This is a genomic window from Pseudomonas uvaldensis (assembly GCF_021271205.1).
In the GTDB taxonomy this organism is placed as follows: domain Bacteria; phylum Pseudomonadota; class Gammaproteobacteria; order Pseudomonadales; family Pseudomonadaceae; genus Aquipseudomonas; species Aquipseudomonas uvaldensis.
In genome coordinates, this window is record NZ_JAIWKS010000008.1 from 142,044 (window position 1) to 155,248 (window position 13,205).

Below are 13,205 nucleotides of genomic sequence, written 5' to 3' on the forward strand. Positions count from 1 at the left end.
GATCCAGGTCGCTTCATGACGCAGTTATCGGCGGGCCGAGCCTGCATGCTCGGTTCTGTATGATAAAGTGGCGCACTTTTTCGAGGGGGCTGTCACTGTGTGGGAATTGGTCAAATCCGGCGGCTGGATGATGTTGCCGATCATTCTGAGTTCCATCGCGGCACTGGGTATCGTTGCCGAACGCCTGTGGACCCTGCGGGCCAGTCGCGTGACCCCGGAGCATCTGCTCGGGCAGGTCTGGGTCTGGATCAAGGATAAGCAACTGAACAAGGACAAGCTCAAGGAGCTTCGCGCCAGTTCGCCCCTGGGGGAAATCCTCGCGGCAGGCCTGGCGAACTCCAAGCATGGTCGCGAGATCATGAAGGAATGCATCGAAGAGGCCGCCGCCCGGGTCATTCATGAACTGGAACGCTACATCAATGCTCTGGGTACCATTGCCGCCATGGCTCCGCTGCTGGGGTTGCTGGGTACGGTACTGGGCATGATCGACATCTTCAGCGCCTTCACCGGTTCCGGCATGAGCACCAACGCCTCGGTCCTGGCAGGTGGTATCTCCAAGGCTCTGATCACCACGGCAGCGGGCCTGATGGTGGGCATTCCATCAGTGTTCTTCCATCGGTTCCTGCAACGTCGCGTCGATGAATTGGTCGTCGGCATGGAGCAGGAAGCCATCAAGTTGGTCGAGGTGGTACAGGGCGATCGTGACGTGGACCTGGCCGGGAGCAAGAAGTGAAGTTCCGCCGCAAACCACGGGAAAACATCGAGATCAACCTCGCGTCGCTGATCGACGTGGTGTTCATTCTGCTGTTGTTTTTCGTCGTCACCACCACCTTTACCCGGGAGACCCAGCTCAAGGTCGAGCTGCCACAAGCCGTCAGCGGCTCGCCGGCCGAGGACCAGCAGGTGAAAAACCTGGAAATCACCATCAGCGCAGAGGGGGCGATTTCGGTGAATAACCAACTGCTGCCCAAGAGCGATCTGGCAACCCTGATCGAGGCGCTGCAGAAGGAGTCCGGCGGCGACACCAACCTGCCGTTGTCCATCAGCGCCGACGGCAAGACCCCTCATCAATCGGTCATCACCGCCATGGACGCGGCCGGCAAGCTCGGCTTCAGCCACCTGCGGATGACCACCGTCGAGGCGGCGCCGGCACCCTGATGGCCATGTCCGATCGATTGCTCGCCGCGTGGTACGAAGGTCACCCGGCCCTGAAGCTGTTGCGCCCGCTGGAGTGGTTGTACCGGCGGGTGGTGGTCGGCAAGCGCGAGCGCTTCCTGGCGGGTGAGGGCACCATTTACCAACCGCCGGTGCCCTTGGTGGTGGTCGGCAACATCACCGTGGGCGGCACCGGCAAGACGCCGATGATCCTGTGGATGATCCAGCATTGCCAGCGCAGTGGGCTGCGGGTCGGTGTGGTCAGCCGAGGCTACGGAGCCAAGCCGCCGCAACTGCCGTGGCGGGTCCAGGCCGACCAGGGCGCCGACATTGCGGGTGACGAGCCGCTGCTGATCGTCCAGCGCACTGGCGTGCCGCTGATGATCGACCCGGATCGCAGCCGCGCGGTTCAGGCGCTGCTGGCAAGCGAAGCGCTGGATCTAATCCTGTCCGATGACGGCATGCAGCATTACCGGCTGGCCAGGGACCTGGAATTGGTGCTGATCGACGATGCCCGGGGCCTGGGCAACCGGCGGTGCCTGCCGGCCGGGCCACTGCGCGAGCCGGTCGAGCGCCTGCAATCGGTCGATGCGGTCCTGTACAACGGTGCCAACGCCGACCGCGAAGACGGCTTCGGTTTCGAGCTGCGGCCCACCGCCCTGGTGAACCTGGCCAGTGGCGAGCGTCGGCCGCTGGATCATTTCCCACCCGGCCAGGCCTTGCACGCCGTGGCCGGCATCGGCAATCCACGGCGTTTCTTCAAGACCCTCGAAACGCTACACTGGCGGCCTATACCGCACGGGTTTGCCGACCATGCCGAATACAGCGTCCAGGCCTTGAGCTTTACACCCTCGTTGCCAGTGGTCATGACGGAAAAGGACGCGGTCAAATGCCGTGCCTTCGCCTCGCCTGACTGGTGGTACCTGGCGGTGGATGCCGCGCCATCACCGGCCTTCGCGGTTTGGTTCGATACGCAGTTGATGCGCCTGTTGCCGGATCGTCTTTTGCCTTAAAACGTTTATCCAGGGGAATCTCATGGACACCAAACTGCTCGACATTCTGGCCTGCCCGGTCTGCAAGGGCCCGCTCAAGCTCAGCGCCGACAAGACCGAGCTGATCAGCAAGGGCGCCGGTCTTGCGTATCCGATTCGCGACGGCATCCCGGTGATGCTGGAAAGCGAAGCCCGTACCCTGACCACCGACGAGCGCCTGGACAAATGACCACGGCTTTTACTGTTGTCATTCCGTCGCGCTTCGCCTCGACGCGCCTGCCCGGCAAACCGTTGCTGCCGATTGCCGGCAAACCGATGATCCAGCATGTGTGGGAGCAGGCCTGCAAGAGCAGCGCCGGGCGCGTGGTCGTGGCCACGGATGATGCGCGCATCGTCGAGGCCTGCAACGGCTTCGGCGCCGAAGTGGTGCTGACCCGCGAAGACCACAACTCCGGTACTGATCGACTCGCGGAAGTCGCGGCGAAGCTGGGCCTGGAGCCCGATGCCATCGTCGTCAACGTGCAAGGCGACGAGCCAATGATCCCGCCCAGCGTGATCGACCAGGTCGCGGCCAACCTGGCGGCCCACCCCGAAGCGCGCATGGCCACCCTGGCCGAGCCGATCAAGGACGTCCAGACCTTGTTCAACCCGAACGTGGTCAAGGTGGTCAGTGACCTCAATGGCCTGGCGTTGACCTTCAGCCGTGCGACGTTGCCCTGGGCCCGGGATGCCTTCGCGCAGAGTCGCGACGTGATGCCCGATGGTGTGCCGTATCGCCGCCACATCGGCATTTATGCCTACCGCGCCGGTTTCCTCCAGGACTTCGTGAACTGGGGCCCGTGCTGGCTGGAAAACACTGAGTCCCTGGAACAGTTGCGTGCGCTCTGGCATGGCGTGCGGATCCACGTCGACGATGCCTTGATCGCACCGCCGACCGGAGTCGACACACCTGAAGACCTCGAGCGCGTTCGTCGCCTGCTGGAGGCCTGATGCGGGTTCTGTTCGTCTGCCTCGGCAATATCTGCCGGTCGCCCACCGCCGAGGGCATCCTGCGGCACAAACTGCGCGAGGCCGGGCTGGCCGGGCAGGTGGAAGTCGCTTCCGCCGGTACCGGTGACTGGCACGTGGGCAAGGCCCCGGACAAGCGCAGCCAGGCTGCAGCCCTACGGCGCGGCTACGACTTGTCGGCCCAACGCGCGCGGCAGGTCAGCCGGGCTGACTTCGCCGCCTACGACCTGATCCTGGCGATGGACGGCAACAATCTACGCCATCTCAAAACCTTGCAACCGGCCAATGCCAGGGCCGAACTGGACCTGTTTCTGCGTCGCTACGAGGCTGAACTCGACGACGTGCCGGACCCGTACTACGACGGCGAACAGGGTTTCGAACACGTGCTCGACCTGATCGAACGCGCCACGGATCGTCTGGTGATCGAACTGAAGGGACGGCTATGAGCTTGCAGATACGCAGTGACGTCAGCCTCAAGCCGTTCAACAGCTTCGGCGTCGACGTCAAGGCTCGGTTGTTCGCCGACGCCCTGGGCGATGAGGATGTCCGCGAGGCGCTGGCCTATGCCGCCGGGCACGATGTTCCACTGCTGGTGATTGGCGGCGGCAGCAACCTGCTGTTGACCGGCGACATCGACGCACTGGTGCTGCGCATGGCCAGCCGGGGGATTCGCCTGCTCGACGACGACGGCGAGCGGGTGGTGGTCGAGGCCGAGGCAGGGGAGCCGTGGCACCCGTTTGTCCAGCACACGCTGGCGCAAGGTTGGTCGGGGCTGGAAAACCTCAGCCTGATCCCCGGTACCGTGGGGGCTGCGCCGATGCAAAACATCGGCGCCTACGGCGTCGAGATCAAGGATGTCTTCGCCGGTCTCACTGCGCTGGATCGCCAGACCGGCGAGCTGCGGGCATTCACCCTTGAAGAGTGCCGCTTTGCCTACCGTGACAGTCTGTTCAAGCAACAGGCGGGTCGCTGGTTGATCCTCAGGGTGCGCTTTGTCCTGAGTCGCGTCGCACACTTGCACCTGGAGTACGGTCCGGTCCGCCAGCGGTTGGCCGAGCAAGGCATCGATCAGCCGACGCCTGCCGATGTCGGCCGGGCCATTTGCAGCATTCGCAGCGAAAAACTGCCGGACCCTGCCGTGCTGGGCAATGCCGGCAGTTTCTTCAAGAATCCATTGGTGCCGGCCGCGCAAGTGGAGCAGCTCAAGCTCCAATATCCCGACCTGGTGGCTTATCCACAGCCTGAGGGGCAGATGAAACTGGCCGCCGGCTGGCTGATCGAGCGGGCTGGCTGGAAGGGCTTTCGCGAAGGCGATGCCGGTGTGCATAAGTTGCAGGCATTGGTGCTGGTCAATTACGGCGAGGCGACCGGTTCGCAACTGCTGGACCTGGCATTGCGCATTCAGAAAGATATTGCCAAACGTTTCCAGGTCGAGCTGGAAATGGAGCCTAATCGATACTGATTGGCTGCCCTTGCCGTCGCCTGCGCCCACGGGTGCTGAGCGACCTATGGAACAAAGTCTGCTCGCGATCAACTGAACAACGCCCTGAACAATCCCTGCCACACTCATTTGTGCAGGATTGTGCAGGGCGTTTTGCTTGATCCTGGGTTAATTTAGCTCGCTGACGATGCGACCATCGCATCCCGAAGGCCCGGTGCAGACACCTGCGTGTCCGCATAAGAGAGCCGATCAGCCTGAGCCAGTCTGCGACAACCGAACCGTTACCCAAGCGGCAGATTGCTCGACCCCATAACTCGATAACTATGCGGGCGTGCCCATGATTACCCTGAAACTCAATGGAAAAGATCATCAACTGGATGTGACCGAGGACATGCCGCTGCTGTGGGCGATCCGGGATGTGGCCGGTTACAACGGCACCAAATTCGGCTGCGGCATGGGCTTGTGTGGTGCGTGCACCATCCACATCGACGGCGCCCCGGCGCGCAGCTGCATCACGCCGATCGGTTCGGTGAAAGGGCAGAACATCAGCACCATCGACGAGCTCCATGCCGACCCGATCGGGCAAGTCGTCCAGAGGGCCTGGCTCGATACCGCCGTGGCCCAGTGCGGTTATTGCCAGGGCGGGCAGATCATGTCCGCGACGGCCTTGCTCAAGCGCAATCCCAACCCGAGCGATGAGCAGATCGAAGAAGCCATGGTCGGAAATATCTGCCGCTGCGGCACCTACAACCGGATCAAGACCGCGATCCGGCAGGCTTCCACGCATCTGAAGGAGGCCAAGGCATGAGCCGTTTGCCCGATGATTTCGTACTGAGCAACCTCAGCCGCCGCGGTTTTCTCAAAGGCGCCAGCGCCACGGGTGTGCTGGTACTGGCCGCCAGCTGGGGGCTGCCGGACGCCTTCGCCGAAGATAAGAAATTTGGCGCCGAGGGCATGCCGCATGGCGCAGTCGATGACCCCAAGGTGTACGTGAGCATTGCTGGCGATGGCACTGTGACGGTGATCTGCAACCGCTCGGAAATGGGCCAGGGTGTGCGCACCAGCCTGACCATGGTGGTGGCCGATGAACTGGACGCTGATTGGGCTCGGGTGAAGGTGCAGCAGGCCCCGGCCGATGAGGTGCGCTTCGGCAACCAGGACACCGATGGCTCGCGAAGCATGCGCCATTGGTACGAGCCGATGCGTCGCTGCGGGGCCGCCGCCAGGACCATGCTGGAGCAGGCCGCCGCCGCGCAGTGGAAGGTTCCGGTGGGCGAGTGCCGCGCCCAGCTGCACAACGTGGTTCACCAGCCTTCCGGTCGACAACTGGGTTACGGTGAGCTGGCGGCCGCGGCCAGTGCCTTGCCGGTACCGGCCCGCGATGGCTTGCGCCTCAAGCAGCCATCGGAGTTTCGCTACATTGGCAAGGAGGCGAGCCGGGCCATCGACGGCGCGGACATCGTCAACGGTCGTGCCGTATTCGGCGCCGACGTGCATTTCGACGGCATGCTCTACGCCGTCGTGGCGCGCCCGCCGGTCTATGGTGGCAAGGTCAAGACCGTCGACAGCAGCGCGGCGCTGAAGGTACCGGGCGTGCTCAAGGTGGTGCAGATCGAAGGCCGGCCGTTGCCTTCGGAGTTCCAGCCCCTGGGTGGCGTGGCGGTGGTGGCGAAGAATACCTGGGCGGCGATCAAGGGGCGCGAGGCGCTGAAAATCGAATGGGACGATGGCCCGAATGCCGGCTATGAGTCCGGTGCCTATCGCAAGGAACTCGAAGCCGCGGCCCTCAAGCCCGGCAAGGTCGTACGCAATACCGGTGACATAGACGACGCGCTGACGAAGGCCGACTCGACCCTGGAAGCGACGTATTATCTGCCGCATCTGTCCCAATCGCCGATGGAGCCCATGGTCGCCGTCGCCCGATTCAAGGATGGCCAGTGCGAAGCCTGGGCACCGAGCCAGGCCCCTCAGGTCACTCGTGAGCGCATTGCCGAGCGTCTGGGGATCCCCTTCGAGAAAGTCACGGTGAACATCACACTGCTGGGCGGCGGTTTCGGGCGCAAATCCAAGCCCGACTTCGTCCTAGAAGCGGCCGTGCTGGCCAAGGAGTTTCCCGGCCAGGCGATCCGGGTGCAGTGGACTCGGGAGGATGACATCCATCACTCTTATTTCCATACGGTATCGGTCGAATACCTGAAGGCCGGTCTGAGCCGGGACGGGATGCCGTCCGGCTGGCTGCATCGCACTGTGGCCCCCAGCATCACCGCGCTGTTCGCACCGGACATGACCCACGAAGCGCCGTTCGAACTGGGCATGGGCGTTACCAACATGGCCTATGCGATTCCCAACCTGCGCCTGGAAAACCCCGAAGCGACTGCCCATACCCGGGTGGGCTGGTACCGCTCGGTGTCTAACATTCCCCATGGCTTTGCAATCCAGAGTTTCATCGATGAACTGGCTCACAAGGCTGGAGAAGACCCGTTGAAGTATCACCTCAAATTGCTGGGACCGGATCGCAAGATCGATCCCCGTACCTTGAGCGAGGAATGGAACTACGGTGAATCCCCCGAGCGTTATCCCATCGATACGGCACGGATCCGCACGGTGCTGGAAACCGTCGCCGAGGCGGCTGGCTGGGGGCAGCAGCTGCCCAAGGGGCGTGGTCTTGGACTGGCGGTACATTACAGCTTCGTCACCTACGTAGCGGCGGCGATCGAAGTGGAAGTCAGGGAAGACGGCACGGTGATCGTGCAAAAGGCCAACATCGCGGTGGACTGCGGTCCGCAGATCAATCCCGAACGCATCCGTTCTCAGTTCGAAGGGGCCTGCGTCATGGGCCTGGGCAATGCGATGGTGGGAGAGATCAGCTTCAAGGATGGCAAGGTGCAGCAGGATAACTTCCATATGTACGAAGTGGCGCGCATGTCCCTGGCGCCCAAGGAAGTGACCGTGCATCTGGTGACGCCGCCAGGCGACGTGCCGTTGGGCGGTGTCGGTGAGCCGGGCGTGCCACCGATTGCGCCTGCCCTGTGCAATGCGATATTTGCCGCGACCGGCAAGCGCATCCGCAACCTGCCTGTACGTTACCAGCTGCAAGGCTGGCAACAGGCCAAGGCCTGATGGACAGCGTTGACCTGAACGTCCTGCGCAGCGTGCTCCAATGGCGCCGCGCCGGGCAGCGAGTGGTGCTGTTTACCGTGGTCCAGACCTGGGGCACCGCGCCGAGACCGCCGGCAGCAATGCTGGCCCTGCGGGAGGATGGCGTGGTGATTGGCTCCGTGTCGGGCGGTTGTGTCGAGGACGACTTGATCGCCCGGCTGCACGACGGCCGCATCCCGGCGGATGGCCCGCCGGTACAGCTCATCACCTACGGTGTCACCCGCGAAGAGGCCGCGCGCTTTGGCCTGCCGTGCGGCGGCACCCTGCGCCTGACCGAAGAGCGGGTCGGCGATCCGCAATGGGTCGCCGAGCTGTTGGAGCGTTGCGAAGCCCATGAGATTGTCGCACGTGAATTGAACGTCGCCACCGGCAGCGTGACCCTGGCCCCCGCCAGCAAAAGCGATGCATTGGTGTTTGACGGCCAGACGCTGCGGGCCATTTATGGCCCGCGTTGGCGGCTGCTGCTGATCGGCGCCGGGCAACTGTCCCGTTACGTGGCGGAAATGGCCCGGTTGCTGGATTTCGAAGTGCTGATCTGTGATCCCCGCAAGGAGTTTGTCTATGGCTGGGAAGAGCAGCACGGGCGTTTCGTCTCAGGGATGCCCGACGAAGCGGTGTTGAGTATCCAGACCGACGAACGCACGGCCATTGTCGCCTTGACCCATGATCCGCGCCTGGACGACATGGCGCTGCTGACAGCCCTGGATTCGAAGGCGTTCTATGTCGGGGCCCTGGGTTCGCGGGTCAACAGCCAGAAGCGCCGGGATAATCTGGCTCAGCTAGGCTTGTCAGCACAGGCCATCGAACGGTTGCATGGTCCGATCGGCTTGCACATCGGCAGCCACACCCCGGCGGAGATCGCCTTGTCGCTGCTGGCCGAAATCGTGGCCATCAAGAACGGCGTGGAGCTTCGGCAGAAAAAACCGTTGTAATGTGCTGCAAGGAGGGTACATGGCCGATTCCATTGGCGTGATCATTGTGGCGGCCGGATTGGGCAACCGTTTTCGGCAGGTTGCAGGTCCTGACAAGGATAAATTGCTGGCCGATTGCGCGGGGCGTGATGGCTCCGTGCGCTCGGTGATCGAGCACGTGTTGGTGAATGTGCCTGCCTCACTGGCAAAGCGCGTGCTGGTCACCCGTGAAGGGCGGCCCCAGGCCATTCGCATGGCCCAGGCGTATGGGTGCGATATTGTCGAGCTGGACTCGCCGGGTCTGGGAGATAGTATCGCGGCTGGGGTCCAGGCTTGCCCGGATCAGGATGGTTGGCTGATCCTGCTGGGCGATATGCCATTTATTCTGCCATCGAGCATAGAACGGGTGGCATTGGGGATTCGTGAAGAGGGTATTTGTGTACCAATGCTCGCCGGTGAGTATGGACATCCCGTGGGTTTTGGCCGTGCCTTTGGTCCCGGGTTGATGGCTCTGACCGGAGATCGCGGCGCTAAGGCGTTGTTTGCCGGGGCGCAAGTGGTCGAGGTGAGCGTGGATGATCCAGGTGTGACCTGGGACGTCGACGTACCCGAAGCGTTGACCTTCAACTGATAAGCGCCTCGAATCTCTATGGGACTGGCAATACACACGAGTCCTCTGTGGGAGCGGGCTTGCTCGCGATGAGGGTGACTCGGTCCGACTGACATAAAAAAGCCCCGCCGGGTGTTACCAGGCGGGGCTTTTTATCGGGCGATGGAATCAGGCGTGAGGTTTAGGCTCGTGCTCTTTTTCCAGGGCCGGGGTGTGGCGCGGTGCAACTTCTTCAGCTTCCACGGAATGCTGAGGCTCGTCGTGCGCAGGCGCCGATTCAGCCGGAGCAGGCTCGGCAGCGGTTTCAGCGACCGGGGCAGGAGGCGCCTCGGCGGCTTCAACTACCGGGGCAGGCTCGGCGACCGGTGCCTGGGCGGCAGCAGCGGCGGCCAGTTCGGCTTCCTTCTGCAGACGTTCGGCTTCACGTTTGCGACGACGCACTTCACGTGGATCGTTCGGCGCACGACCGTTCGGGGTCAGGGCGCTGACCGGTGCAGGTACTGCGACTGGTGTCTGTACCTCGGCAACCGTTGGAGCTTCGACAACAGGCGCTGGCTCGACCGCCTTCACGGGCTCCGGCGTCGGCTCTGGTTCGACAACCGGTGCCGGCGCAGCAGGCTCCGGATTCCAGTTGAACGCGGTCTGCTCCTCGCGTACCGGCTCCGGTGCTTTTTCCTCGGCCGGCGTTTCGACCACAGGCTCAGCTTCAACGGCAACTACAGGTTGCTCGACGACCGGCGCCGGTTCGGCGGCGGATTCGGCTTCAGGCTGGGCTTCACGAACCGGTGCGACTTCCACTTCCGGCGAAGCGGTGGCTTCGACTGGCGTGGTGGCTTCGACCACTGGGGTTTCCACTGGCGCGTTTTCCACAGCGGCGGTGGCGCGTTCGGCCTGTTCGTTGGCCTGGGCTTCGGCCGGGGCACTGACGGTGCTGCTGGCTACCGCGGCAGTGACGGCCAGGCCGGCGGCCAGGTCCGCAGCGCTTGGCGCCTCGGTGACGCCGGACTCTTCCGAACCTTCGATCACGTTACCGTTGGCATCGCGTTGACGCTCGCGACGGTTGCTGCGACGACGCTGGCCACGGGAGCGGCGGCGTGGACGATCACCTTCAGCGGTGTCGTGACCGTCTTCCTGCAACTGCTCCTCGGTGTTCAGTACTTCGTCTTCGCTGGCAGCGGCGGCCTGTTCGGCCCGTGGCTGACGCTCTTCACGCGGAGGACGTGGTGCGCGTTCTTCGCGAGGCTGGCGAGCCGGACGCTCTTCAGCGGCAGCGGCAGGGGCGGCATCCAGCGGCTCGCGCAGTTCACGAACACGCTCTTCGCGCTCGCCACGTGGCTTGCGATCCTCGCGTGGAGCACGTGGTTGACGCTCCTCACGCGGTGGGCGTGGTGCGCGTTCTTCGCGGGCTACGGCAGGTGCTTCTTCACGAAGCTCGCGTGGCTGGCGTTCTTCACGTGGCTCACGTGGTGCGCGCTCTTCACGCGGGGCACGTTCTTCACGAGGCTTGCGCTCCTCATCACGACGACCGTTGCGGTTACGGGTCTGTTGACGACCGTTGCGACGCTCTTCGTTGCGGGCAGGGCGTTCGGTTGCAGGTTTGGCGACAGCGACTGGCGCGGCCGGCTCTTCCTTGGTGGCGAACAGGCTGACCAGGGACTTCACCAGCCCCTTGAACAAGCTTGGTTCAGGCGCAGCGACCGGTGCGGGTGCCGGTGCGGCGACTTCGGTCGGTACTGGAGCGTTTGCACGGGCCGGAGCGGTCTTGACGGCAGCTTCCTGGCGAACCAGGGTGCGGGTGGCGGCGGCTGGCTGGACGTCTTCCACTTCGGCGGCGGCAGCGGCGATCTCGTAGCTGGACTGGTTGGTGTGGGCTTCCGGGCTGTCGTCGCGCAGGCGCTGGACTTCGAAGTGCGGCGTCTCGAGATGATCGTTCGGCAGAATGACGATGCGGGCCCGGGTGCGCAGTTCGATCTTGGTGATCGAGTTGCGTTTTTCGTTGAGCAGGAAAGCGGCCACCGGGATCGGCACCTGGGCACGGACTTCGGCGGTGCGGTCTTTCAGGGCTTCTTCTTCGATCAGGCGCAGGATCGCCAGGGACAGCGACTCGACGTCACGGATGATGCCGGTGCCGTTGCAGCGTGGGCAGACGATGCCGCTGCTTTCACCCAGGGAAGGACGCAGGCGCTGACGGGACATCTCCAGCAGGCCGAAACGCGAGATGCGGCCAACCTGCACGCGGGCGCGGTCGGCTTCCAGGCACTCACGGACTTTTTCTTCCACGGCGCGCTGGTTCTTGGCCGGGGTCATGTCAATGAAGTCGATGACGATCAGGCCGCCGATGTCACGCAGGCGCAACTGACGGGCGATTTCCTCGGCTGCTTCCAGGTTGGTCTGCAGGGCGGTTTCTTCGATGTCGCTGCCTTTGGTGGCGCGGGCCGAGTTGATGTCGATGGACACCAGGGCTTCGGTCGGATCGATGACGATGGAGCCGCCGGACGGCAGTTCGACGACGCGCTGGAACGCGGTCTCGATCTGGCTTTCGATCTGGAAGCGGTTGAACAGCGGGACGCTGTCTTCGTAGAGCTTGATCTTGCTGGCGTACTGCGGCATCACCTGGCGAATGAAGGTCAGGGCTTCGTCCTGGGCTTCGACGCTGTCGATCAGCACTTCGCCGATGTCCTGGCGCAGGTAGTCGCGGATGGCGCGGATGATGACGTTGCTTTCCTGGTAGATCAGGAACGGCGCGGAGCGATCCAGCGAAGCTTCCTTGATGGCGGTCCACAGCTGCAGCAGGTAGTCGAGGTCCCACTGCATTTCTTCGCTGCTGCGGCCCAGGCCGGCGGTGCGAACGATCAGGCCCATGTCGGCCGGGGCGACCAGGCCATTGAGGGCTTCACGCAGTTCGTTGCGTTCTTCGCCTTCGATGCGGCGGGAAATGCCACCGGCACGCGGGTTGTTGGGCATCAGGACCAGGTAACGGCCGGCGAGGCTGATGAAGGTGGTCAGGGCGGCGCCCTTGTTGCCACGCTCTTCCTTTTCGACCTGGACGATGACTTCCTGGCCTTCGCTCAGGACGTCCTTGATATTGACGCGACCTTCGGGGGCCTTCTTGAAGTATTCGCGGGAGATTTCTTTGAGGGGCAGGAAGCCGTGGCGCTCGGAGCCGAAATCGACAAAGGCAGCCTCAAGGCTTGGTTCGATGCGAGTAATCCGGCCTTTATAGATGTTGGCCTTCTTCTGCTCGCGTGCACCGGATTCGATATCCAGGTCGTAGAGGCGCTGGCCGTCTACCAGTGCAACACGCAACTCTTCGGGTTGAGTTGCGTTAATCAGCATTCTTTTCATGTAGTACCGTCGGTTTCCGGGCTGCCGGAAACGGCGTTCGGCACACACGACTTCTCACGGTCGGTGTCAGGTGCGTCATGGAAGTGGCTGACCACTCCAGTGTCCAGCGAGTCCGGCCCGATGAGGGCGGAGTCGCGACGGACGCGTCCTGCTTGCTGGTACTCAAGCACTCAGTCAGGAGGAGGAATCAACCGGCGCCTGTGGACGAGATGAAGCGTCTATATATAAGCCTAGTGCTACACAGTCCGACGGTTGTACATCTCCACCCTACACGTATCCCTGATAATTCGGGTGCTGCCGCGCGCAGAATCCGCAGCGGGTTGGCATTTACCGTGAGCTCCGGAAGGGGAGGTCACGCATCATGGCTAATTAGGCGTTGTTTCCGAAGCTTTCGCCCGGGGTCGTTCGCAACTGACTGCACTTTGTGAACTGGCCGTGAATGTGGCACGCAAGGCGAGTCAAAACTCTGCTTCGCGGCGTATTTCAGGCCTCATGTCACCTGCGCTCGTTACACCTGCAAACTCTGCCGATACGTAGCAAAAGCCCCGTAGGACGGCCTCTCGTCCTCGTGAATTGCGTTGGTC

The 13,205-nt window shown here is 63.2% G+C and carries 12 protein-coding genes; 11 read left to right on the plus strand and 1 reads right to left on the minus strand.

Annotated elements, in window-relative coordinates; translation table 11 throughout:
• Positions 1–97 precede the first annotated feature (97 nt).
• The 11 genes from LCU97_RS19125 to LCU97_RS19175 all read left to right on the plus strand — a co-directional run bounded on the left by LCU97_RS19125 (position 98) and on the right by LCU97_RS19175 (position 9,297).
• The gene (locus LCU97_RS19125; protein WP_053150108.1) at positions 98–733 is read left to right on the plus strand and encodes a MotA/TolQ/ExbB proton channel family protein; all 636 of its coding nucleotides are present in this window, start codon (positions 98–100) and stop codon (positions 731–733) included.
• Positions 730–1,158, plus strand: a complete 429-nt coding sequence (locus tag LCU97_RS19130) for an ExbD/TolR family protein (protein WP_053150112.1) — start codon at positions 730–732, stop codon at positions 1,156–1,158. Before LCU97_RS19125 ends, LCU97_RS19130 begins: the two co-directional genes overlap by 4 nt.
• The gene (lpxK, locus tag LCU97_RS19135) at positions 1,158–2,168 is read left to right on the plus strand and encodes a tetraacyldisaccharide 4'-kinase (protein WP_232777482.1); all 1,011 of its coding nucleotides are present in this window, start codon (positions 1,158–1,160) and stop codon (positions 2,166–2,168) included. Before LCU97_RS19130 ends, lpxK begins: the two co-directional genes overlap by 1 nt.
• Positions 2,169–2,190: 22 nt before the next feature.
• Positions 2,191–2,376 carry a Trm112 family protein gene (locus LCU97_RS19140; RefSeq protein ID WP_003179363.1) on the plus strand — a complete coding sequence of 62 codons (186 nt, stop codon included), beginning with the start codon at positions 2,191–2,193 and terminating at the stop codon, positions 2,374–2,376.
• Positions 2,373–3,137 carry a 3-deoxy-manno-octulosonate cytidylyltransferase gene (gene kdsB, locus LCU97_RS19145; protein ID WP_053150117.1) on the plus strand — a complete coding sequence of 255 codons (765 nt, stop codon included), beginning with the start codon at positions 2,373–2,375 and terminating at the stop codon, positions 3,135–3,137. Before LCU97_RS19140 ends, kdsB begins: the two co-directional genes overlap by 4 nt.
• Complete coding sequence (locus LCU97_RS19150; RefSeq protein WP_053150121.1) at positions 3,137–3,601, plus strand: low molecular weight protein-tyrosine-phosphatase; 465 nt, start codon at positions 3,137–3,139, stop codon at positions 3,599–3,601. The genes kdsB and LCU97_RS19150 overlap by 1 nt, the downstream gene beginning before the upstream one ends.
• Complete coding sequence (gene murB / locus LCU97_RS19155; protein WP_053150124.1) at positions 3,598–4,617, plus strand: UDP-N-acetylmuramate dehydrogenase; 1,020 nt, start codon at positions 3,598–3,600, stop codon at positions 4,615–4,617. Before LCU97_RS19150 ends, murB begins: the two co-directional genes overlap by 4 nt.
• A 316-nt stretch (positions 4,618–4,933) precedes the next feature.
• Positions 4,934–5,404, plus strand: coding sequence for a (2Fe-2S)-binding protein (locus tag LCU97_RS19160; RefSeq protein ID WP_053150127.1), 471 nt, complete (start codon positions 4,934–4,936; stop codon positions 5,402–5,404).
• A complete protein-coding gene (locus LCU97_RS19165; protein ID WP_053150129.1) occupies positions 5,401–7,716 on the plus strand; it encodes a xanthine dehydrogenase family protein molybdopterin-binding subunit in 2,316 nt (771 codons plus the stop codon). Before LCU97_RS19160 ends, LCU97_RS19165 begins: the two co-directional genes overlap by 4 nt.
• Complete coding sequence (locus LCU97_RS19170) at positions 7,716–8,687, plus strand: XdhC family protein (protein ID WP_232777483.1); 972 nt, start codon at positions 7,716–7,718, stop codon at positions 8,685–8,687. Before LCU97_RS19165 ends, LCU97_RS19170 begins: the two co-directional genes overlap by 1 nt.
• A 19-nt stretch (positions 8,688–8,706) precedes the next feature.
• Entirely contained in the window at positions 8,707–9,297 is a 591-nt protein-coding gene (locus LCU97_RS19175) for a nucleotidyltransferase family protein (protein ID WP_232777484.1), read from the plus strand.
• Positions 9,298–9,444: 147 nt separating this feature from the next.
• On the opposite strand, the gene rne is transcribed toward LCU97_RS19175, so the two are convergent.
• Entirely contained in the window at positions 9,445–12,621 is a 3,177-nt protein-coding gene (gene rne, locus LCU97_RS19180; protein WP_232777485.1) for a ribonuclease E, read from the minus strand.
• Between the last annotated feature and the right edge of the window lie 584 nt (positions 12,622–13,205).

Excerpts from the sequence above, each read along its gene's own strand:
- lpxK (WP_232777482.1), top strand. The coding sequence starts at position 1,158 with ATGGCCATGTCCGATCGATTGCTCGCCGCGTGGTACGAAGGTCACCCG.
- LCU97_RS19140 (WP_003179363.1), top strand. The coding sequence starts at position 2,191 with ATGGACACCAAACTGCTCGACATTCTGGCCTGCCCGGTCTGCAAGGGC.
- kdsB (WP_053150117.1), top strand. The coding sequence starts at position 2,373 with ATGACCACGGCTTTTACTGTTGTCATTCCGTCGCGCTTCGCCTCGACG.
- LCU97_RS19150 (WP_053150121.1), top strand. The coding sequence starts at position 3,137 with ATGCGGGTTCTGTTCGTCTGCCTCGGCAATATCTGCCGGTCGCCCACC.
- murB (WP_053150124.1), top strand. The coding sequence starts at position 3,598 with ATGAGCTTGCAGATACGCAGTGACGTCAGCCTCAAGCCGTTCAACAGC.
- LCU97_RS19160 (WP_053150127.1), top strand. The coding sequence starts at position 4,934 with ATGATTACCCTGAAACTCAATGGAAAAGATCATCAACTGGATGTGACC.
- LCU97_RS19165 (WP_053150129.1), top strand. The coding sequence starts at position 5,401 with ATGAGCCGTTTGCCCGATGATTTCGTACTGAGCAACCTCAGCCGCCGC.
- LCU97_RS19170 (WP_232777483.1), top strand. The coding sequence starts at position 7,716 with ATGGACAGCGTTGACCTGAACGTCCTGCGCAGCGTGCTCCAATGGCGC.
- LCU97_RS19175 (WP_232777484.1), top strand. The coding sequence starts at position 8,707 with ATGGCCGATTCCATTGGCGTGATCATTGTGGCGGCCGGATTGGGCAAC.
- rne (WP_232777485.1), bottom strand. The coding sequence starts at position 12,621 with ATGAAAAGAATGCTGATTAACGCAACTCAACCCGAAGAGTTGCGTGTT.